The organism is Lysobacter enzymogenes (assembly GCF_017355525.1).
Taxonomy (GTDB): domain Bacteria; phylum Pseudomonadota; class Gammaproteobacteria; order Xanthomonadales; family Xanthomonadaceae; genus Lysobacter; species Lysobacter enzymogenes_C.
Genome location: NZ_CP067395.1, coordinates 888,208 through 910,868, shown reverse-complemented (window position 1 = coordinate 910,868; position 22,661 = coordinate 888,208). Strand labels below are relative to the sequence as shown.

At 70.9% G+C, this 22,661-nt stretch carries 3 protein-coding genes (1 of these 3 running past the window's edge); all 3 read right to left on the bottom strand.

What is annotated here, in order from left to right; genetic code table 11:
* Positions 1-60 precede the first annotated feature (60 nt).
* Tightly spaced (each overlapping or abutting the next), the 3 genes in view from JHW38_RS03625 to JHW38_RS03615 form a layout consistent with a single transcriptional unit that may run on beyond the window.
* On the bottom strand, positions 61-1,860 hold the full coding sequence (locus JHW38_RS03625; protein ID WP_207524664.1) for an ABC transporter ATP-binding protein: 1,800 nt from the start codon (positions 1,858-1,860) through the stop codon (positions 61-63).
* Positions 1,857-3,449, bottom strand: coding sequence for an MBL fold metallo-hydrolase (locus tag JHW38_RS03620; RefSeq protein WP_207524663.1), 1,593 nt, complete (start codon positions 3,447-3,449; stop codon positions 1,857-1,859). Before JHW38_RS03620 ends, JHW38_RS03625 begins: the two co-directional genes overlap by 4 nt.
* Positions 3,446-22,661 carry the 3' portion of a non-ribosomal peptide synthetase gene (locus JHW38_RS03615; protein WP_207524662.1) on the bottom strand. Its footprint extends 6,392 nt past the window's final position, so 19,216 of the gene's 25,608 nt are visible here — the last part of the coding sequence; the start codon falls outside the window, past its right edge — the gene reads right to left on this strand; its stop codon occupies positions 3,446-3,448. Before JHW38_RS03615 ends, JHW38_RS03620 begins: the two co-directional genes overlap by 4 nt.

Here is a 22,661-nt window from a genome sequence, read left to right as displayed (position 1 = left end):
CCGCCGCGCCCGTCCGCGCGCGCCGCCCGCGACCGGGCGGCGCGCCTGCGCTGCGGCATCTCAGCCACCGGCGCTGCCCGCGAGTTCGGCGACCGGCACCGGCTCCGGCGTCTTCTGGAAATACCGCGCGACCAGCCGTGCGTAGTACGGATGGGTGCGGTTGAGTTCCTCGTGGTTGCCCATGCCCGAGATCCGGCCGCTCTCCAGGAAGTAGATGCAGTCGGCCTGCATCACCGTGGTCAGGTTGTGGGCGACGACGATGTTGGTACGGCCCTTCATCAGCTCGGTCAGGGCCAGCTTGACCTGATGCTCGGTCTCGCTGTCCAGCGCCGAGGTCGCCTCGTCCAGGATCAGGATGTCGGGATTGCGCAGGAACATGCGCGCGATCGCGATGCGCTGGCGCTGGCCGCCGGAGAGATTGTTGCCCTGCTCGATCAACGCGGTGTTGAGCCCTTCGGGCATGCGCTCGATGAAGTCGGCCGCGCCGGCGCGCTGCGCCGCTTCCCACACCATCGCGTCGCTGTACTGGCCGCTGAGGCCGTAGGTGATGTTGTCGCGCACGCTGCCGGGCATCACCGGCGCGCCCTGGGCGACGTAGCCGATGCGGCCGCGCCACGACGACAGGCTGAACGACTCGATCGGTTCGCCGTCGTATTCGATCGTGCCGCCGCTGGGCTGGTAGAAGCGTTCGATCAACGACAGGATCGTGGTCTTGCCGTTGCCGCTGGCGCCGACCAGGGCCGTGGTCGTGCCCGGCCGGAAGATCAAGTCGATGTCGCGCAGCACCGGCATCTCCTCGCCGCCGGGATAGGCGAACGACACGTCGCGGAACGCCAGCGTGCCGCGCTCGCGCTGCGCGGCGTCGGCGCCCTGCCCCGGGTCTTCGGCCGGTTCCTGCAACAGGCTGGCGATGCGCGTCGACGCGCCCTTGGCCTTGTGGAATTCGGCGGTGAAGTGGGTCAGCTGCACCACCGGGGTGGCGACGTTGAGGATGTACAGCACGAACGCGGTCAGGGTGCCGATGGTGATGTCGCCGCGGCTGACCCGGGTCGCGCCGTAGACCAGGATCGCGATCACCGCGGCCATCAGCGCCAGGGTCATCAGCGGTTCGATCCAGACGTTGATGCGCGCCTGCTTCAAGCCGATCCGGCGGATGCCCTCGATCTCCTCGTCGCTGCGCCCGTGCTCGCGCGCCTCGGCGGTGAAGGCCTTGACCAGACGGATCTCGGCGAACACGTGGGTGAGGATCCCGCCGAGCCGCGCGGTGCGGTCCTGGGTGCCGCGCGCCAGTCCTTCCAGCAGCATGCCGAGCGGAATCACCAGCAAGAACGCGGCGCCTAGGCTGCCGAGCAGCATCAGGGTCAAGCGCAGGTCGAGCAGGAACAGCACCGTGACCGAACCGACCAGCAGCAAGGCGCTGGTCAGCAGGTTGATCGCCTCGCGGGTGACCAGATCGGAGATCGACTGGCAGTCGTTCAACACCCGGCTGACCCAGTCGCCGCTGCTGCTGCGGTCGAACGCGGCGATCGGCAGGCCGACCACCTTGCGCACCAGCAGCTTGCGCAGGTTGGCGACCACGCCGTAGCCGACCCGCGACAACAGGTAGGCGGTCAGCGCCGAGGCCAGCGCGGCGCCGGTCAGCGACGCGCCGAGCAGCGCGATGCTGACCGGGTCGACGCCGCCGGCCGGGATCTGGTCGACGACCTGCTTGGTCAGCATCGGAAACGCCAGCGTGCTGGCCACCGCGACTATCGAACTGGCGGCGGCCGCCGCCAGCATCAGCCGCGGCGGCCCGGCCGCGCGGACCAGCTGGGCCAGCGGGCCGCCGAACAGCCCTCGTTTCGGGCCGCCGCGCTTCACAGAAGCAGTTCCATCTTGCCGAACAGCAACTCGGCTTCGCGGCCGCGTTCGCGCAGCGCCTTCTCGACCACGCGCGCTTCCTTGAACTGGGTGGTCTCCTCCGAGTACAGGATGCTGGTGATGTGGGTCAGCCACGGCTCGGCGCCCATCGCGTAGATGAACAGACGTTCGGGATTGAAGTACTCGTGCATGGCCAGGGCCTTGCCCGAGTCGCAACCGTCCAGGCGCCGCGACTGGTCTTCGCCGCGGGTCAGCATCTTCTGCAGCAGCGGGCCGTACAGCCAGGTCGCCGGCGCGCCGACGCATTCCATGCCGAGGAACAGGCAGTCGATCTTCGGGAACATCGCCTTCAGCGGCGCGTAGAACTCCGGCGCCGGCGGGTTGGAGTCGGCGAAGAACAGGTTGACCGACTGGTTCATCTCGATCGCGAACACCAGTTTGGCGCGGATGTCGAGGTCGGCGTGCTCGCCGTAGAACGGCGCGCCGAGGATGCGCCCGCCTTCGAAGCTCACGCTCTCGTACTCGCTGAGTTCGACCACGTTCTCGAAGCCGCAGCTTTCCAGCATCAGCTTCAGCGAGACGTCGGCCAGCCCGCCGCCGCCGGCGCGGCCGACCACCACCTGCCCGACCTTGTGGCGCAGGCGCAGCAGGGTCTCGAACACCACGTGGTCCTGGTGCGGATGGGTGATCAGCACGTAGTCGATATGCGCCGGCAGGTCGTCGAAGGTGAAGTGCGGGATTTCGGCTTCGTTCGGATAGCTGATCAGCGGATCGATCAGGATGCTGACGCCGGCGCACTGGATCATCGCGCAGGCGTGGCCGAAGTAGCGGATGCGCGGCGTGTCCTTGGTCCACTCGGCATCGGCGGCGGCCTGCTTGGGCGGTTCCAGCATGCCCTTGAGCAGCGGGATCTCGCGCTCGGGTTCCTGCATGTACGGGCGCAGGCGCTCGGCCAAGCCGTCGGGATCGCGGGTGCCGGCGTACAGTTCGTCCCACAGCGGGTCGCCGAACGGCAGGCTCAGGGTCACCGCGGTCTTGTCGTTCTTGATCTGCGGCGTGCTCAGCACGAAGGTGCGCGGCTCGTAGCTGGCCTTCTCCAGCACCACGGTCTGCAGCTGCGGCGCGTTGAGCGGGCTGTTGTAGAAGATCGACTCGATGAAGCGCGCGCCCGGCTGCTTGCTGACGTCGTAGGCGATGTCGACGCCGTAGCGGATCAGCTCGTCGACCTGCGAGTACAGCGCCGGCACGCCGCTGCCCTTGGCCTGGCTGAACAGCATCTGGTACATGTCGTTGATCGCATCGGCGCAGCGCAGGTGCAACGCGCAACGCTCCATGGTTTCGTCGCGGAACCGGGCCATGTCGGCCGGATCGCCGGTGTAGTTGATGAAGGGGCCGCCGAGCAGCTCGGGCGTGTTCGACGACACCAGGTGCTGCTCGGGATCGTCGATGAACGAATCCAGCATCGCCAGGTGCGCGTGCTTGGTGTAGAGGCCCAGGGTCAGCGGCGACATCAGGTAGATGTGGGCGAACCAGTTGTTGACCAGCGGAACGCTGCGCACATCGGCGGACAGAGACTGAGTGGTATTCATGGCGACTCGGCTTGGGTGGAAAGGTCTTTGGCCTGCGGCCCGGCGGGGTGTGCGCCGGAGTTTTGCGGAGCGGTGCCGGCCAAGGCGTGCGTGGGCCAGACCGCGGCCGCGGCGGCGGCGATCTGGGTGACGTGCGGGGACTTCAGGATGCTCATGTGGTCGCCTTGCAGCGTGCGTTCGCTGAGGCGGCGGGCGTAGCGGCTCCAGCCTTCGGCGGCTTCGGCCGGCGTCATCAGCGAACGCCGCACCGTCGGCGCCTTGACTTCGGCTTGCGCGTTCAACAGCAGCACCTCGCCGGGGTAGTCGGCGGCGGGCTGGTAGCTGGCGTTCAAGTTGGCGGCGAACACCCGCAGCAAGGCCTGGAACTGGGCGAGCGTGGCGCGCGCCGGCATCAGCCCGGCCGCGACCATCGCCGCCAACGTGCGGCGGTCGCGTTCGTCGCCGAGTTCGTCGGCCAGCGCGGGCACGTCGAGCGGCAGGCGCCGGCCGAGGTCCATCTCCAGCAGCTCGACGAACTGGCTCAGCACCTCCAGATGATCGGAGCGGCGCACCCGCTGCGGCGGTTCGCAGTCGACCAGGATCAGCGGCGCGACCGTTTCGCCGGCGCGATGCAGCTGCCGCGCCAGTTCGAACGCGATCCAGCCGCCGAACGAATGGCCGAGCAGGCGGTAAGGCCCGCCCTGCCCCAGCGCCCGCACTTCCGGCAGCAAGGCCGCGGCCGCGGCCTCGACGCTGGCGTGCGGCACGCTGCGGCCGTCGTGCCCGCGCGCCTGCAGCCCGACGATGGCCACGCGCGAACCGCAGGCCTGGGTCAGCGGCAGGAAGCAACCGACGTTCGCGCCCGCGCCGGGAATGCAGAACAGCGGCGCGGCGCCGGCCTGACCGGCCTGCACGGTGATCGCGGCCTGGTGCGCGGGCGGTTGCGGCGGCGGATCGCGTTCGCCGTCGTCGAGCAGCGCGGCGATCGCGGCGGCGAGCGTGGCCGCCAGCGGTTCCTCCATGATCGACTTGTGGGTGCCGCCGATGCGGCGGATGCGCAGGTTGTCGCCGAGCAACTCGGCCCAGCCGTGCGAGGCGTCCTTGTCCGCGGCGATGTCGGCGGTGAACAGATGCACCGGGATCGGCAACGGCCGCGGGCGGTAGCTCAGGCAGGCCACCGACAGCCGCTTCATCAGCGCCGCGCGCCAGGTCAGCTCGTCGGCGCCGAAGCTCGCCGGCAACCAGCCGAGGCTGCGCGCATGCGCCATCGCCGCCTCGAGGCTGCCGCGCTGCTCCAGCGCTTCCACCGCGTCCTCGTCCAGGCTCGGGTCGAGGTAACGGATATGGCTGAACAGGAAATCCCAGCGGAAGCGCTGCTCGTCCTGCGGCATGTCTTCCGGCCGCAGATTGCCGGGCTTGCCGCTGTCGATCAGGCCGAGGAACTCGACCTGCTCGTCTTCGGCCAGCAACTGCTCGGCCATCTCGTACGCCAGATGGCCGCCGCCGGACCAACCGGCGAGACGGTACGGCCCTTGCGGCTGCACGCTGCGGATCACTTCGACATAGCGCCGCGCCAGCCCTTCCGCATCGACCTCGCGCTGCGCGTCGGCGCGGTCGGCCTGCACGCCGTAAACCGGCAAGCCGTCTTCGAAGTGGCGCGACAAGCGTTCGTACGACAGCACTTCGCCGGTCGGCTCATGGATGAAGAACAGCGGACGGCGCGAAGCGTCGCCGAAGCGGATCGGCACCAGATGCTGCGACAGCGGCGCCCGGCCGATGCGCTGGACGCGCGCCGCCACCGCTTGCAGGGTCGGCGTTTCCAGGATGCTGCGCATCTCGACCTGCCAGCCGGCCTTGCGCAAGCGCTCGACCACCTGCACCACCAGCAGCGAATGCCCGCCGAGGTCGAAGAAGCTGTCGTGGCGGCCGACTTGCGGCGTATGCAGCAACTCGCTCCAGATCTGCGCCAGCGTCCGCTCGACCTCGCCCTGCGGCGCTTCGAACGGCCGCTGCGCATACGCCTCGCCGTCCGGCGCCGGCAGCGCCGCGCGGTCGAGTTTGCCGTTCGGCGACAGCGGCAGCGCGTCCAGCGTCACGCAGGCCGCCGGCACCATGTGCTCGGGCAGCTCGCGCGCCAGCGCGGCGCGCAGTTCGGCGGTCGCGGCGATGCCGTCGCCGGCCAGGTACGCGACCAGACGGCGGTCGCCGGCGACGTCTTCGCGCGCCAGCACCACGGCTTCGCGCACGCCGGGCTGCTTCAGCAACTGCGCCTCGATCTCGCCGAGCTCGATGCGCTGGCCGCGGATCTTGACCTGATGGTCGTTGCGGCCGAGGTACAGCAGGCTGCCGTCGGGCTGCCAGCGCGCCAGATCGCCGGTCTTGTACATGCGCGCGTTCGGCCGCGGCGAGAACGGATCGGCGACGAAGCGTTCGGCGGTCAGTTCGGCGCGGTTGAGATAACCGCGACCGACCTGCACGCCGCCGATGTGCAGCTCGCCGGCGCTGCCGTTCGGCACCGGCTGGCCGTGACGGTCGAGCAGATAGATCGCGGTGTTGGCGATCGGCCGGCCGATCGGGATGTTGTCCGGCAGATCGTCGCCGTCGCAATGCCATGCGGTGACGTCGACCGCGGCTTCGGTCGGGCCGTACAGGTTGTGCAGCTCGGTCCGCGGCAGAAGTTGGCGGAAACGCCGCGCCAGCGCGCCCGGCAAGGCTTCGCCGCTGCACATCAACCGCACCAGCCCGCGGCATTGCGCCGGGTCGGCCAGTTCCGAGCCGAGGTGTTCGAGGAAGGCCTGCAGCATCGACGGCACGAAGTGCAGCGTGGTGATGCCGGCGCTTTGCACGACCTGGGCGAGGTACTGCGGGTCCTTGTGGCCTTCCGGTCGCGCCATGAACAAGCGCGCGCCGGTCGTCAGCGGCCAGAAGAACTCCCACACCGACACGTCGAAGCTCGACGGCGTCTTCTGCAGCACCGCATCGCCGGCGTCGAGGCCGTAGGCCTCCTGCATCCAGCGCAGGCGGTTGACCACGCCGACGTGCTCGTTCATCGCGCCCTTGGGGCGCCCGGTCGAACCGGAGGTGTAGATGACGTAGGCCAGATGCGAGTCGTCGAGGCCGGTTTCGGCCGCATCGAGATCGTTGTCGGCGTACCCCGCCCACGCGTCCGCGCCGGTATCGACTTCGAGCACCGGCAACGACACGCCCACGGGCAAGCCCGCGCGCACCGCGCTGTGGGTCAGCAGCGCCTGCGGCTGGCTGTCTTCGAGCATGTAGCCCAGGCGCTCGGCCGGATAGGCCGGATCCAGCGGCACGTAGGCGCCGCCGGCCTTCAGCACCGCCAGCAGCGCGACCATCATCTCCACGCCGCGCGGCATGGCGATGGCGACGCGCCGGTCCGGGCCGACGCCGAGCGTGCGAAGATGCCGCGCGAGCCGGTTGGCCTGGGCGTTGAGTTCGGCGTAGCGCAAGGCGCGGCCGTCCTCCTCCACTGCGACCGCGTCGGGTGTGCGCGCCACCTGTTGCTCGAACAGTTGGTGCACGCATTCGCCCTGCGGATACGCGCGTTCGCTCGCGTTCCAGGTCTCCAGCGCGAGCGTGCGCTCGGCCGGCGGCAGGATCGCGATGCGCTCCACCGCCTGCGCATCGTCGGCGACCATGCCGCGCAGCAGCGCCCGCAGGTAACCGACGTGGCGCTGCAGGGTCTCGCGGTCGTACAGCGCGGTCGCGTACTCGAGGTTGCCGTTGATGCGGCCGCCGCTGTCCTGCAGGCCCAGCGACAGGTCGAACTGGGCGACGCGGCGTTCGCCGGCGTCCAGGTCGCGCACCTCCAGGTTTCCGAACGCCGCCGTGCCGTCGTCGGCCTGCGGCGTGTTCTGCCAGGTGAACATCAGTTGGAACAGCGGGCTGTGGGCGAGCGAGCGCAGCGGCTTGACCGCGTCGACCACCTGCTCGAACGGCAGCTCCTGGTGCGCCTGCGCCTGCAGCACCTGCTCGCGCACCCGCGCCAGCAGCTCGCCGACGCTGGGCTCGCCGCTGAGGTCCAGGCGCAGCGCCAGGGTGTTGACGAACAGGCCGATCAACGGCTCGACCTCGAGCTGGCCGCGGTTGGCGACCGGCGTGCCGATGACCACCTCGTCCTGCCCGGCCAGCCGCGCGGTCAAGGCCGCCCAGGCCGCGAGCACGGTCATGTACACGGTGGTGCCGTGCTTGCGCGACAGCGCGCGCAAGGCCTCGCTGAGGGTCTCGTCGAGTTCCAGGTCGACGCTGGCGCCGGCGTACTCCTGCACCGGCGGACGCGGACGGTCGGTCGGCAGCGCGATCAGCGCCGGCGCCCCGCTGAGCGTGCGGCGCCAGTAATCGAGCTGCGCCTGCTGGGCGTCGCCGTCGAAGCGTTGCCGCTGCCACAGCGAGTAATCGGCGTACTGCACCGGCAGCGCCGGCAGCGGATCGATCGCCAGCGCCACGCCGTCGACGGCGTAGGCGCGGTACAGCGCGGACAGCTCGCGCATCAGCACGCCCATCGACCAGCCGTCGGAGACGATGTGGTGCACGGTCAGCAGCAGCACGTGCTCGTCGTCGGCCACCCGCAGCAGGCGGCCGCGCGCCAGCGGGCCGGCGGCCAGATCGAATGGCGCGTCGAATTCCTCCTGGCTCAGGCGCGCGACCGCGTCGCGGCCGCCGGCCTCGCGCAGGTCGTCGCTGCGCAGGGCGAAGCCCGCGGCGGGATCGATGACCTGCACCGGCTGCCCGTCGCTGCGCTCGAAGCGGGTGCGCAGCGATTCGTGCCGTTGCGCGATCCGGTCCAGCGCCGCGCGCAACGCGGCGACGTCGAGCGCGCCGTGCAGGCGCAAGCCGCCGGCCATGTGGTAGGCCGCGCTGGCGGCCGGGTCGAGTTCGGCGATGAACCACAGGCGCTGCTGCGCGAACGACAGCGGCAGCGGCTGCGGACGCGCGCCGGCGACGATCGCCGGCAATGCCGCGCCAGCGGTCTGTTGCGCCGCGACCGCGGCGAAATCGCGCAGCACCGGATGGGCGAACAGTTCCGGCAGGGCCACGTCGAGGCCGAGCCGCTGGCGCAGGCGCGCGGTCATCTGCAAGGCCAGCAGCGAATGCCCGCCGAGGTCGAAGAACTGGTCGCCGCGGCCGACCTGCTCGACTTGCAGCAATTCGGCCCAGATCTGCGCCAATGCGGTTTCGACCGCGCCTTGCGGCGCTTCGTACACGCGCTCGCCGAACGCGTCGCCTTCCGGCGCCGGTAAGGCGCGGCGGTCGAGCTTGCCGTTGACGGTCAGCGGCAGGCGATCCAGCGCCATATAGGCCGCCGGCACCATGTACTCCGGCAACGACGCCAGCAGCTTGGCCCGCAGCGACTGCGCGTCGGGCGCGCCGTCGCCGGCGACGAAGTACGCGACCAGGCGCTTGTGGCCCGGCACGTCTTCGCGCGCGGTCACGGCCGCTTCGCGTACGCCGTGGCATTGCGCCAGTTTGGCTTCGACTTCGCCGAGTTCGATGCGGAAGCCGCGGATCTTGACTTGATCGTCGTTGCGGCCGAGGTAGTCGAGCGTGCCGTCGGCGCGCCAGCGGGCCAGATCGCCGCTCTTGTACATGCGCGCCTGCGGATCGCCTGCGAACGGGTCGGCCAGGAAACGCTCGGCGGTCAGTTCGGCGCGGCCGTGATAGCCGCGGGCGACGCCGGCGCCGGCGATGTACAGCTCGCCGGTCGCGCCTTGCGGCACCGGTTCGCCGTGCGCGTCGAGCAGGTAGATGCGGGTATTCGCGATCGGCTTGCCGATCGCGCAGTAGCCCGCATCGTCGGTGCAGTGCGAGGCCTCGTGGACCACGCAGCCGACCACGGTCTCGGTCGGGCCGTACTCGTTGACCAGACGCGGATCCGCGCTGATCCGCCGCCACAGCGCCACGGTCGAGGCCGGCAGCGCTTCGCCGCCGACCACGAACACCTGGCCGGCGCAGCGCTGGCCGGTTTGCTCCAGACGCTCGCCGAGCGCGCGCAGATGCGACGGCGTGATCTTGACCAGATGCCCCGGCGCGGCCGCGACGATCCACTGCTCCAGCCCGGCCAGCTCGTCGCCTTCGCGCAGCAGGTGCGCGCGGCCGCCGCCGATCAGCGGCAGATAGACGCTGGTGACGGTGGCGTCGAACGCGACCGGCGACGACACCACCGAGTCGATGCGCGAACCCGACGCGTAGTAGCGCCACGCCCAATCCAGGTAATGCGCGAGCCCGGCGTGTTCGACCAGCACGCCCTTGGGCTTGCCGGTCGAGCCGGAGGTGTAGATGACGTAAGCCAGATGGCGCTCGTGCAGCTTCAGCGCGGCCGGATCGGGGTCGGCATCGGACAAGCGCAGCCAACCCGCATCGGCCTCGTCGACCAGCACCACGCTGGCGGTCATCAGCGCGCGGCTCTGCGGCAGCGTTTCTTCCAACGAGGCCTGGGTCAGCACGACCTTGGGCTTGCTGTCGTCGAGCATGAACGCCAGACGCTCGCCGGGGTATTGCGGATCCAGCGGCACGTAGGCGCCGCCGGCCTTCAGCGTGGCCAACATCGCCACGATCAGCTGCGGGCCGCGTTCGAGCAGCAGCGCGACGCGCTGGTCCGGACGCACGCCCAAGGCGATCAGGTGATGGGCCAGACGGTTGGCGCGCGCGTTGAGTTCGGCGTAGCTGAGCTCGCCCTCGCCTGCGGCTTCATCGTCCCAGGTCAACGCGATCACGTCCGGCGCGGCCGCGGCCTGGCGCTCGAACCACGACTGCACCAGCGGCTGCGCCGGCGCCGGCTGCGCGGTGGCGTTCCACTCGCGCAGCACGCGCTCGCGCTGCGGCGGCGACAGCAGCGGCAACCGGCCGACGCTGGCGGCGTCTTCGGCGACCAGCGCGCGCAGCAGGGTTTCCCAATGCCCGATCCAGCGCTCGATGGTCGCGCCGTCGAACAGCGAGGTCGCGAACACCACTTCGCATTCCAGCCGGTCCTCGGTTTCGGCGACCGACCACCACAGGTCCTGCTGCGCGACCGCTTCCTCCACCGGCAGCGTGTCGATCTCCAGCCCCGGCAGCGACAGGCCGGCGTCGGCCATGTTGTGCATCACGAACACGACCTGGTACAGCGGCGTGTAGGCGAGGCTGCGCACCGGCTTGAGCGCTTCGACGACTTGCTCGAACGGCAGGTCCTTGTGGGTCTGCGCGGCGAGCGCGACTTCGCGCACGCGGCCGAGGAATTCGGCCACGCCCGGGTCGCCGCCGAGATCGAAACGCAGCGCGACGTTGTTGATGAACAAGCCGATCAGCGGTTCCAGCTCGGTGTGGTTGCGATTGACCATCGGCGTACCGATCACCACCTCGGACTGTCCGGACAGGCGCGACAGCAGCGCCGCCCACGACCCGAGCAGGGTCATGTACAAGGTGGTGCCGTGGCGCTGGCCGAGGCCGCGCAAGGCGCGCGCGAGTTCGGCGTCGAGGGTGAAGCGGCGGCGCTCGCCGGCGTGTTCCTGCACCGCCGGGCGCGGCCGGTCGGTCGGCAGTTCCAGCAAGGCAGGCGCGCCGCGCAGGTGCTCGCTCCAGTGCGCCTGCTGGCTTTGCAGCAGCGCGCCGTCGAGCCAGCGGCGCTGCCACAGCGCGTAGTCGGCGTACTGCACCGGCAGCGGCGGCAGCGGATCGGCGTCGCGGGCGATGCCGTCGACCGCGTAGGCGCGGTACAGCGCGCCGAGTTCCTCGACCAGCACGCCCATCGACCAACCGTCGGAGACGATGTGGTGCATGGTCAGCAACAGCGCGTGATCGTCCGCACCCAGCCGCAACAGGCGCCCGCGGATCAGCGGGCCGCGGCTGAGGTCGAACGGCGCGCGCGCTTCGCGTTCGCCGATCGCGGCGAGTTCGGCTTGCGGGTCGGCGCGGTCGCTGAGGTCTTCGTGCGCCAGCGCGAAACCGGCGGCGTCGAGGATGCGCTGCACCGGCTGCCCTTCGACCGTGTCGAAGCGCGTGCGCAGCGCCTCGTGGCGTTGCACGATCCGGTCCAGCGCCGCCTGCAAGGCCTCGGCGTCGAGCGCGCCGCGCAGCCGCAGGCCGCCGGCCATGTGGTAGGCGCCGCTGGATTCCTGGCCCATCTGGGCGATGAACCACAGGCGCTGCTGGGCGAACGACAGCGGCAGCTCGGCCGGACGCTGACCGGCGCTCAACGCCGGCAGCGCGGCTTGCGCGGCATCGGCGATGTGGCCGGCGAACGCGGCCAGCACCGGATCGAGGAACAGCGCCGCCAGCGGCACCTCCACGCCGAGGCGCTCGCGCAGGCGCGAGCCCATCTGCACCGCCAGCAGCGAATGGCCGCCGAGTTCGAAGAAGTGGTCCTGGCGGCCGACCCGTTCGACCTGCAGCAGTTCGGCCCAGATCTGCGCGAGGGTCTTTTCGACTTCGCCTTGCGGGGCTTCGTAGCTGCGCTGGGCGAAAGCTTCGCCGTCCGGCGCCGGCAATGCGGCGCGATCGAGCTTGCCGTTCGGCGTCAACGGCAAGCGTTCCAGGGTCACGTACGCGGACGGCAGCATGTAGTCGGGCAGCTCGCGCGCCAGCGCGGCGCGCAGCTCGGCCGCCGGCGGCAGCTCGCTGCCGACCAGATAGGCGACCAGTCGCGGCTCGCCCGGCTGGTCCTCGCGCGCATGCGCCACCGCTTCGGCGACGCCGGGCAGTTGCGCCAGACGCGCCTGGATTTCGCCGAGTTCGATGCGGAAGCCGCGGATCTTGACCTGATGGTCGTTGCGGCCGAGGAACTCGACGCTGCCGTCGGCGCGGCGGCGGCCGAGGTCGCCGGTGCGGTACATGCGCGCACCCTCGCGGCCGGCGAACGGGTCGGCGAGGAAACGCTCGCGCGTGAGTTCTTCGCGGTCGAGATAACCGCGCGCCACGCCGTCGCCGCCGATATGGATCTCGCCGGCGACGCCTTGCGGCACCGGTTCGCCGTGCGCGTCGAGCAGATAGATCGCGGTGTTGGCGATCGGATGGCCGATGCCGCCCGGCGCCGCATCGGCGCGGACCCGGTCGATCATCGACCAGACCGTGGTCTCGGTCGGGCCGTACATGTTCCACAGCTCGCCGACGCGCGGCAGCAGCTGCGCGGACAGATCGGCCGGCAGCGCTTCGCCGCCGATCAAGGCCTTGAACTGCGCGCCGCCGTTCCAGCCGGCCTCGACCAGCAGCCGCCACGTAGCGGGAGTCGCTTGCAGGATCGTGGCGCCGCTGGTTTCGATCAGCTGCTTGAGGCGGGCGCCGTCGACGGCCTGCTCGCGCTCGGCCAGGACCACGCGCGCGCCGCGGATCAGCGGCAGCCACAGTTCCAATGCGGCGATGTCGAAGCTCAGCGTCGTCACCGCGACCAAGCGGTCGCCCGCATCCAGCCCGGGCGCCTCGCTCATGCTGGCGAGGAAATTGGCCAGCGTGCCGTGTTCGATCATCACGCCCTTGGGGCGGCCGGTCGAACCGGAGGTGTAGATGACGTAGGCCAGCTGCGCGGATGTCGCGTCGGTACGGACCACAGCGGACGCAACGGCTTCGCCGGCGTCCTCGCGATCGATCTCCAGCACCGCCAATGCGGCGTCCGACGGCAGCTGGGCGCGCACCGCGCTCGTGGTCAGCAGCGCCTTCGGCGCGCTGTCCTCCAGCATGTACGCCAGACGTTCGGCCGGATACGCCGGATCCAGCGGCACGTAAGCGCCGCCGGCCTTCCAGATCGCCAGCAGGCCGACCAGCATCGCCGGCTCGCGCGGCGTCGCGATGGCGACGCGGTCGTCGGCGCCGACGCCGAGCGCGCGCAGGCGGTGCGCCAAGGCTTCGGCGCGGGCGTCGAGTTCGGCGTAGGTCAGGCGCTGCGCGCCCTGCTCCACCGCCACGGCGTCGGGCGTCAGCGCCGCCTGCCGTTCGAACTGGCGGTGCACGCAGTCGTTGCCTGCGAACTCGCGGGCGGTGTCGTTCCAGGCGTGCAACTGCTGTCGACGCTCGGCCTCGTCGAGCACGGCGATGCGCTCGACCACGCGGCCGTCGTCCTCGCTCATGCCGCGCAGCAGCGCCTTCAGATAGCCGACATGGCGGTCGAGCGTGGCGCGGTCGAACAAGGCGGTCGCGTATTCCAGGCTGCCGACGATGCGGCCGTCGGCTTCGCGCAGGCCCAGCGACAGATCGAACTGCGAGCTGCGATGCTCTCCTTCGTCGAGGTCGAGCAATTGCAGTTCGCCGAGCGCCAGTTGCGACTGCGGCGTGTTCTGCCAGCTGAACATCAGCTGGAACAGCGGACTGTGCGCCAGCGAACGGGTCGGCCGCAGGGTCTCCACGACCTGCTCGAACGGCACGTCCTGGTGCGCCTGAGCCTGCAGCACCTGCTCGCGCACCCGCGCCAGCAGTTCGCCGACCGTCGGCTGCCCGCTGAGGTCCAGACGCAGCGCCAGCGTGTTGACGAAGAAACCGATCAGCGGCTCGACCTCGACCCGGGCGCGGTTGGCGACCGGGGTGCCGATGACCACCTCGTCCTGCCCGGCCAGACGCGCGGCCAGCGCGCTCCACGCCGCCAGCACGGTCATGTACAGCGTGGTGCCGTGCTTGCGCGACAGCGCCCGCAGCGCGTCGCTGAGTTCGGCGTCGAACTCCAGGTCGAGGCTGGCGCCGGCGTAGTCCTGCACCGGCGGACGCGGGCGGTCGCTTGGCAGCGCGATCAGCGCCGGCGCGCCGCTCAGCTGGCCGCGCCAGTAATCGAGCTGACGCTGCTGCACTTCGCCGCTGAGCCAGCGGCGCTGCCACAGCGCGTAGTCGGCGTACTGCACCGGCAGCGCCGGCAACGGATCGATCTCCAGCGCCACGCCATCGAGCGCGTAGGCGCGGTACAGCTCGCTGAGCTCGCGCACCAGCACGCCCATCGACCAGCCGTCGGAGACGATGTGGTGCACGGTCAGCAGCAGCACATGCTCGTGCTCGGCCACGCGCAGCAGGCGGCCGCGCGCGAGCGGGCCGGCGGCCAGGTCGAACGCGGTGTCGGCTTCGACCCGGGTCCAGTGCGCGATCTGCGCCGCGGCGTCGGCCGGGTCGAGCGCGTGATGCTGCAGTTCGAAGCGACCTTCGGCATCGATGAACTGCGCCGGTTGACCGTCGACCAGGTCGAAACGCGTACGCAGCGCCTCGTGCCGCTGCGCGATCCGGCGCAGCGCCGCTTGCAGCGCGGCGGCGTCGAGCGGCCCGTGCAGGCGCAGCCCGCCGGTCATGTGATACGCGGCGCTGGCGGCCGAATCCATCTGCGCCAGGAACCACAGGCGCTGCTGCGCGAACGACAGCGGCAGCGGCTGCGGGCGTTCGCCGGCGCTGATCGGCGGCAGCGCATCGCCCTGCTTGAGCGCGGCGGCGCGGGCGAAATCCTTCAACACCGGCTGCGCGAACAGATCGGCCAGGGCCACGTCCAGGCCCAAGCGCTGTTGCAGCCGCGCGGTCATCTGCAAGGCCAGCAGCGAATGGCCGCCGAGCTCGAAGAAGTGATCCTGGCGGCCGACCCGCTCGACCTGCAGCAGCTCGGCCCAGATCTGCGCCAGTTCGCTCTCCACCCCGCCCTGCGGCGCTTCATAGCCGCGCTGGCCGTAGGCGTCGCCTTCCGGCGCCGGCAAGGCGTTGCGGTCGAGCTTGCCGTTGGAGGTCAGCGGCAGCCGCGCGAGCATGACGTAGGCGGCCGGCACCATGTAATCGGGCAGTTCGCGCGCCAGCGCGGCGCGCAGTTCCGGCGTGTCGGGCACGTCGTCGCCGACCAAGTAGGCGACGAGACGCTGATCGCCCGGCGTATCTTCGCGTGCGATGACCGCCGCTTCGCGCACGCCCGGCAGCCGCGCCAGCTGCGCTTCGATCTCGCCGAGTTCGACGCGGAAGCCGCGCAGCTGCACCTGGTTGTCGATGCGGCCCAGATAGATCAGCTCGCCCGTATCCAGCTGCTTGGCCAGATCGCCGGAGCGGTACAGGCGGGCGCCGGGTTCGAACGGATCGGGCAGGAAGCGCTGGCGGGTCAGCTCGTCGCGGTTCAAATAGCCCTGGCCGACGCCGAGGCCGCCGACGTAGAGCTCGCCCGGCACGCCCGGCGGCAGCAGCCGCTGGCGTTCGTCGAGCACATAGGTGCGGGTGGTCGGGATCGGCACGCCGATGTTGCAGGCGCCGCTTTCGAGATCGGCCGGCTGCAGGTGTTTGAAGGTGACGTGCACGCAGGTTTCGGTGATGCCGTACATGTTGACCAGCGCGACCTGCGGATGCGCGTCGGCGAACGCCGACAGCCGCGACGGGCTCAGCGCTTCGCCGCCGAACACCACGTAACGCAGCGCGCGCAGGCCGGGCTCGTCGCGGCGCAGCGCCGCGTCGGCGAGGTGGTAGAACGCGCTCGGGGTCTGGTTCAGCACGGTCACGCCTTCGCGCTCCAGCAGCGCCAGGAAGCGCTGCGGATCCTTGCGCTCGGGCTGCGGCACGATCGCCAGACGGCCGCCGTACAGCAGCGCGCCGTAGATCTCCCATACGGTGAAGTCGAACGCGTAGGAGTGGAACATCGACCACACGTCGCGCTCGTCGAAGCGGAACTGCAGGCGGTCGTTGATGAGCAGGCGGACCACGTTGCGGTGGCTCAGCAGCGCGCCCTTCGGCCGGCCGGTCGAGCCGGAGGTGTAGATCACGTACAGCGGATCGTCGGCGCCGGTCAGCGGCGCCGGGTCGGCGTCGGACATGGCGGCCAGCGCCGCGGTTTCGCGGTCCAGCGCGATCGCGGCGGCGCCGCAATCGGGCAGCTCGCCGATCCGCGCCGACGTGGTCAGCACGAAACGGCAGCCGCTGTCTTCCAGGGTGAAACGGATGCGGTCGGCCGGGTAATCCGGGTCGATCGGCACGTACGCCGCGCCGGCCTTGGCCACCGCCAGCATCGCCACGATCATGCCCGGATCGCGGTCCAGGCACAGCGCGACGCGTTCGCGCGGCGCGATCCCGCGCTCGCGCAGCAGGTGCGCGAGGCGGTTGGCGCGGCGGTTGAGTTCGGCGTAGCTCAGGCCTTCGTCGCCGAGGTTGACCGCGATGCGTTCGGGCGTGCGCGCGGCCTGCTCCTCGAACAGCTGCGGCACGGTCTTGGCCTCGGGGTACGCCGCGTCGGTGCGGTTCCAGGCCAGCAGACGCTCGCGTTCCTGCGCGTCGAGCAGCGCCGCATCGTCGATGCGCGCGGCCGGATCGTTCACGCCGGCGTCCAGCAGCCGCACGTAGTGGCGCATCATCTGCTCGACCAGCCACGGATCGAAGAAGTCGGCGTTGTAGGCCAACCGCGCCTGGAAGCCCTCGCCGTGCGGATACAGCTGCAGGTGCAGGTCGTACTTGCCGTGGCCGAGATTGGTTTCCAGCGCGGTCGCGGCGACCGAACCCGAGCGGATCGTGCGGCCGCTGCGTTCGTCGTACTGGAACAGCACGTCGAACAGCGCGGTGCGGCTCATGTCCTTGACCGGGTCCAGCGCCAGGGTCAGGCGTTCGAACGGCAGGTCCTGGTGCTGCCGGGCGCGCCGGCGCGAATGCGCCAGCCCGCGCAGCAGACCGTCGAAGTCGCTGTGCGCGCCGACCCGGGTGCGCAGCACCAGCAGGTTGGCCAGCGGCCCGACCACGCCTTCGAAACCGGCGCGGTCGCGGCCGTCGGCGCTGAGGCCGACGACCAGTTCTTCGTGATCGGTATAGCGGTGCAGGAAGGCGTGGAAGCCCGCCAGCAGCACGTCCTGCGCGGCGATGCCGCGGCTGTCGGCTAGCGTGCGCAGGCGCTGGCCCAGCTCGCCGTCGATGGCGAAGGCATGGCGCGCCGCGGTGTAGGTGTGCACCGCCGGGCGCGGCCGGTTCAACGGCAGCTCCATCGCCTGCAGGCGGTCGTGCAGTTGCTGCTTCCAGTAGCGCAGGCCGGCGTCGACGAACTCGGCCGGTTGCGCGGCCTGCCAGCGGGCGAAGTCGTCGTACTGCGCGGCGACCTCGGCCAACGCGGGCGCGCGGCCCGCGCTGAGCGCGGCGCAGGCCTCGACCAGTTCGTCGGCGAGGATCTGCAGCGAGGCGCGGTCGGCGACGATGTGGTGCACCGTCACGCACAGCAGCGAGCGGCCGGCGCCGCGCCACAGCGCGGCGCGGACCAGGCGGTCGCGGCCGAGCGCGAACGGCAGCGCCGCTTCGGCCAGCGCGGCCTCGGTCGGGTCCTGTTCGCGCAGGTCGATGCAGTCCAGCGCGATCGCGGCATCGCGTTCGGGCTGGCTCCACACCGCGCTGCCGTCGCTGCGGATCGCGGTGCGCAGCGCCTGGTGGCGGGCGATCACCGCGTTGAGCGCGGCTTCGATGGTGCGCGGCGACAGCGCCGGGGCGAACTCCAGCAGCAGCGGCAGGTTGTGGTAGACCGGCGAGTGCGCATAGACCTTGCCGGTTTCGAACGCATCGATGAACCACAGGCGGTTCTGGTGGTACGACAAGGCGCGGCGTTCGCCGGCCGTTTCGGCCGCGGCCGGCACCGCCACGGCCATCGCCTGGGTGCCCGGCAGCGCCAGCTCGTCCAGGCGCGTCTGCGGGGCCGCGACCAGTTCGGCGACCAAGGCGTTGAAGTGTGCGGCCAGCCGCTCGATGGTGTCGGCGTGGAACAGCGCTTCGGCGTATTCGTAGGCCAGATGCAGGCCGCCGTCGCGCTCGGTGACGTACACGGTGAGGTCGAACTTGGCGGTGTGCTCCGGCGCCGGCAGCGCCGCCATCGCCAACCCGGACAGCTCCAGCCGCTGCATCGGCATGTTCTGCATCAGCAGCATGACCTGGAACAGCGGCGGCATGCCGGCCTTGCGCGCCGGCTTGACCGCATCGAGCACGCGCTCGAACGGCAGGCCCTGGTGGGCATAAGCGCCGAGCAGGTTGGCGCGCACCTGGCGCAGCAGTTGCTCGAAGCGTTGCTGCGGTTCGACCCGGGTGCGGATCGCCAGGGTGTCGAGGAACAGGCCGATCATCGGCTCGAGTTCGGCGCGGTCGCGGTTGGCCACCACCGTGCCCAAACAGATGTCGCTCTGCGCGTTGTAGCGCGACAGCAGTACGCTCAGCGCCGCGGTCAGCACCATGAACGGCGTGGCGTGTTCGCGCCGGGCCAGCTCGGCCAGCGCGTCGCGCACCGACGCCGGCAGCGTCGCCTCGAACATCGCGCCCTTGAAGTTCTGCTCGGCCGGGCGCGGCTTGTCGATCGGCAGCGCCGAGGTCGCCGGCGCGCCGGCCAGCTGCGAGCGCCAGTAATCCAGCTGGCGGCGCTCGTTGTCGGCGTCCATCCAGCCGCGCTGGGCCAGCGCGTAGTCGGCGTACTGCAGCGGCAGCGGCGGCAGCGGGTCGTGCGCATAAGCCACGCCTTCGGCGGCGTAGGCGCGGTACAGCTCGCCGAGTTCGTGGATCAGCACGCCCATCGACCAACCGTCGGAGACGATGTGGTGCATGGTCAGCAGCAGCGCGTGTTCCTCGTCGCTCACGCGCAGCAAACGGCCGCGCACCAGCGGACCGGCGGTCAGGTCGAACGGCTGTTCGGCTTCGATCTCGCTCCAGTACTCGATTTCCGCGGCGCTGTCGGCCGCGCTGGAAATGTCCTGACGCAACAGGGCGAAGCCGGCGGCCGCGCCGATGCGCTGCAGCGGCTGGCCGTCGATCACGGCGAAGTGGGTGCGCAGCGCCTCATGCCGCTGCACGATCCGGTCCAGCGCGGCCTGCAACGCGGCCACGTCGAGCGGCCCGAGCAGCCGCAGGCCGCCGGGGATGTGGTAGGCCACGCTGGCCTGCGCGCCCATCTGCGCGATCATCCACATGCGCTGCTGCGCGAACGACAGCGGCAGGGCCTGCGGACGCTCGCCGGCGCGCAACGGCGCCGGCGCGGCGGCGCCGCCCGGACGCGCGGCCAGCGCGGCGAAGTCGCTCAGCACCGGCTGGGCGAACAGGTCCGACAGCGCGATCTCGATGCCAAGCCGCTCGCGCACCCGCGAGCTCATCTGCACCGCCAGCAGCGAATGGCCGCCGAGTTCGAAGAAATGGTCCTGGCGCCCGACCCGCTCGACTTGCAGCAGTTCCGACCAGATCCGCGCCAGCGCGGTTTCGGTCTCGCCTTGCGGCGCCTCGTAAGCGCGCTGCGCGTACGCCTCGCCTTCCGGCGCCGGCAGCGCGCGGCGGTCGAGCTTGCCGTTGCGGGTCAGCGGCAGCCGTTCCAGCGCGACGTAAGCGGCCGGCACCATGTATTCGGGCAGTTCCAGCGCCAGGGCAGCACGCAGCGCGGCGCTGTCGGGCAACTGCGCGCCGACCACGTAGGCGACCAGGCGCTTGTCGCCCGGGCTGTCCTCGCGCACGTGCACCACCGCCTCGTCGACGCCGGGCACGCGGCTCAGTTGCGCCTCGATCTCGCCCGGCTCGATGCGGAAACCGCGGATCTTGACCTGCTGGTCGTTGCGGCCGATGAATTCGACCGTGCCGTCCGCGCGCCAGCGGCCGAGGTCGCCGGTGCGGTACATGCGCGCGCCGTCGCGGCCCGCGAACGGGTCGTCGACGAAACGCTCGCGGCTCAGCTCGGGACGGTTGAGATAACCGCGCGCCACGCCGGCGCCGCCGATATGGATCTCGCCCGGCACGCCGGCCGGAACCGGCTGGCCGTGCGCATCGAGCAGATACACCGAGGTGCCGGCGATCGGCCGGCCGATCGGCACCGACGCCGCATCCGCGGCGATGCGCACGATTTCGCAGGTGGTCGCGTAAGTGGTGGTCTCGGTCGGGCCGTAGCAATGGATCAGATGGCGCGGCCCGCCCTGGGCCAGCACCGCGGCGAAGCGCGCCGGGTCGGCGCGTTCGCCGCCGCACAGCAGGTAGCGCAGGCCCGCCAGCGCTTCGGGAATCGCCAGCGCGTATTGATTGAACAGCGCGGTGGTGACGAACATCGCCGTCACCTGCTGCTCGTCCAGCGCCTGCGCCAGCCGCTGCGGCGAGATCAGCACGTCGGCGTCGATGACCACCAGCACGCCGCCGTTGAGCAGCGCGCCCCACACTTCCATCGTGGTCGCGTCGAACGCCGGATTGGAGGCGAACGCGATCCGGTCGCTGGCGTCGAACGGCGCGTAGCCGTTGTCGCGCACCACCCGGCCGATGGCGCGGTGCGGCACCATCACGCCCTTGGGCTGTCCGGTCGAGCCGGAGGTGTACATGACGTAGGCGACGGCCTCGCTGTCCACGCGGCGCTCCGGGTCGTGCTCGGGCTGCGAACGCAGGTCGAGCGCGTCCAGGTCGATGCGGCGCGCATGCTGCAAGGCCGGCGCGGCCAGGCCTTGGCGGCTCAGCACGATCGCCGCCGCGCTGTCGGCGAGCAGGAAAGCCTGACGCTCGGCCGGCGCGTTCTGGTCGATCGGGACGAAGAACGCGCCGCATTTGAGGATCGCGATCTGCGCCGCGACCAGATCGATCGAACGCTCCAGCAACACCGCGACCGCGTCGCCCGGATTGACCCCGGCGGCGGCGAGATGATGCGCCAGGCGGTTGGCCGAACGGTTGAGTTCGTCGTAACCGATCCGGCGGCTGCCGTGCACGATCGCCACCGCATCGGGCGTGCGCGCGGCCTGGCGTTCGAACAGTTCGTGGATACAGGCCTTCTGCGCGTACTCGGCGCCGGCGGCGCCCCAGGTGCGCAGCAGCCGCTGGCGTTCGGCCGGGGCCAGCGCGTCGATGCGCCAGGCCGGCGTGTGCGGCGCCTGTTCCAGCGCCTGCACCGCCTGTTCCAGCACGCGTTGCAGGTAATCGCAGACGCGGCCGCCGTCGACCTCGGCCACGCTCTGCAGACCGAGGTGAAAGTCGCCGCCGAGGTCGTCGACCGACAGGCTCAGCGGATAGTTGTGGCGTTCCTGCGCGGCCAGCACCTGGATGCCGTCGCCGAGCGCGGCGGCATCGTCGCCGGGCAGTTCGCCGTCGGTAGTTTCCAGCGAGCTGTGGCGATAGTTGAGCAGCGCCGAGAACAGCGGCGTCGACGCCGGCAGCGCGCTGCAGCGCTGCGCCAGCGCCAGCGGCGCGTGTTCGTGCCAGACCAGCTGCGACAGGCTGGCGTGGGTCGCCAGCACGCCGTCGCGCACGCTCGCCTTGCCGAGACGCACGCGCACCGGCAAGGTGTTGATGAACAAGCCCATCGCGCGGTCGGCGCGCGAACCGCCGTGCATGCGACCGAACAGCACCGTGCCGAACACCGCTTCGTCCTGGCCGGTGGTCTTGGCCAGCACCTGGCCCCAGGCCCAGTGGAACAGGCTCGCGGCGCTGACGCCGAGCGCCTTGGCCTGCGCGCGGATGCGCTGCGACAGCGCGGCATCGAGCAGGCGCTGGGTCTCGCGTACGTCGTGGCCGGCGTTCTGCACGTCCTTGAGGCCGAACGGCGCGGTCGGTTCTTCGACGTCGCCGAGCATGCGGCGGAAGTACTCCTCGTGCTCCTGCACGCTGACGCCGAGGCGCGCCTGGGCGACGAAGTCGCGGAACGGCACCGGCTCGGCCAGCTCGCTCGCGCGGCCGCTCTGGATCAGCGCCAGCTCCTGCATCAGCAGGTCGCTGGTGATGTGGTCCATGATCAGGTGATGCTGCAGCAGCGCCAGCAGCCAACGCTGGCCGGCGGCGTCGAACGCGGCGAAGCCGCGCATCAGCGGCGCCGAGCGCACGTCCAGCCGGTAGTGCGCCGGGTCGCTGTAGTCGCGCAGCTGCTGTTCGACCGCGGGGCCGTCGAACACCAGGGTTTCGACTTCGAGCGTGGCCTGGCGCCAGACCACCTGCACCGGTTCGCTGAGGCCTTCCCACAGCACCGCGGTGCGCAGCACGTCGTGGCGGTCGATGGCGATCTGCATCGCGCGCACGAATCCGTCCAGACGCTCGCGCGAGTCGAACGCCAAGGTGGTCGACAACAGGTAGGGATCGCCCTGCGCTTGCAGCAGATGGTGGAACAGGATGCCTTCCTGCAGCGGCGCCAGCGGGTAGATGTCCTGGACGTTGGCGGCGCCGCCGTCGACGGTTTCGACGATGCGCGCCAGTTGCGCCTCGTCCAGCGTCACCAGCGGCAACATGTCGGGCGTCAGCTGCGTGCAGCCGGCCGGAATCCGGTTCGGCGGCACCTCGACTTCGCGCCATTCGCGCTGACGCGCGCTCTCCACCGCCCGCGCCAGCGCGGCCAGGGTCGGTTGGGCGAACAAGGTGCGG

Excerpts from the sequence above, each read along its gene's own strand:
- JHW38_RS03620 (WP_207524663.1), bottom strand. The coding sequence starts at position 3,449 with ATGAATACCACTCAGTCTCTGTCCGCCGATGTGCGCAGCGTTCCGCTG.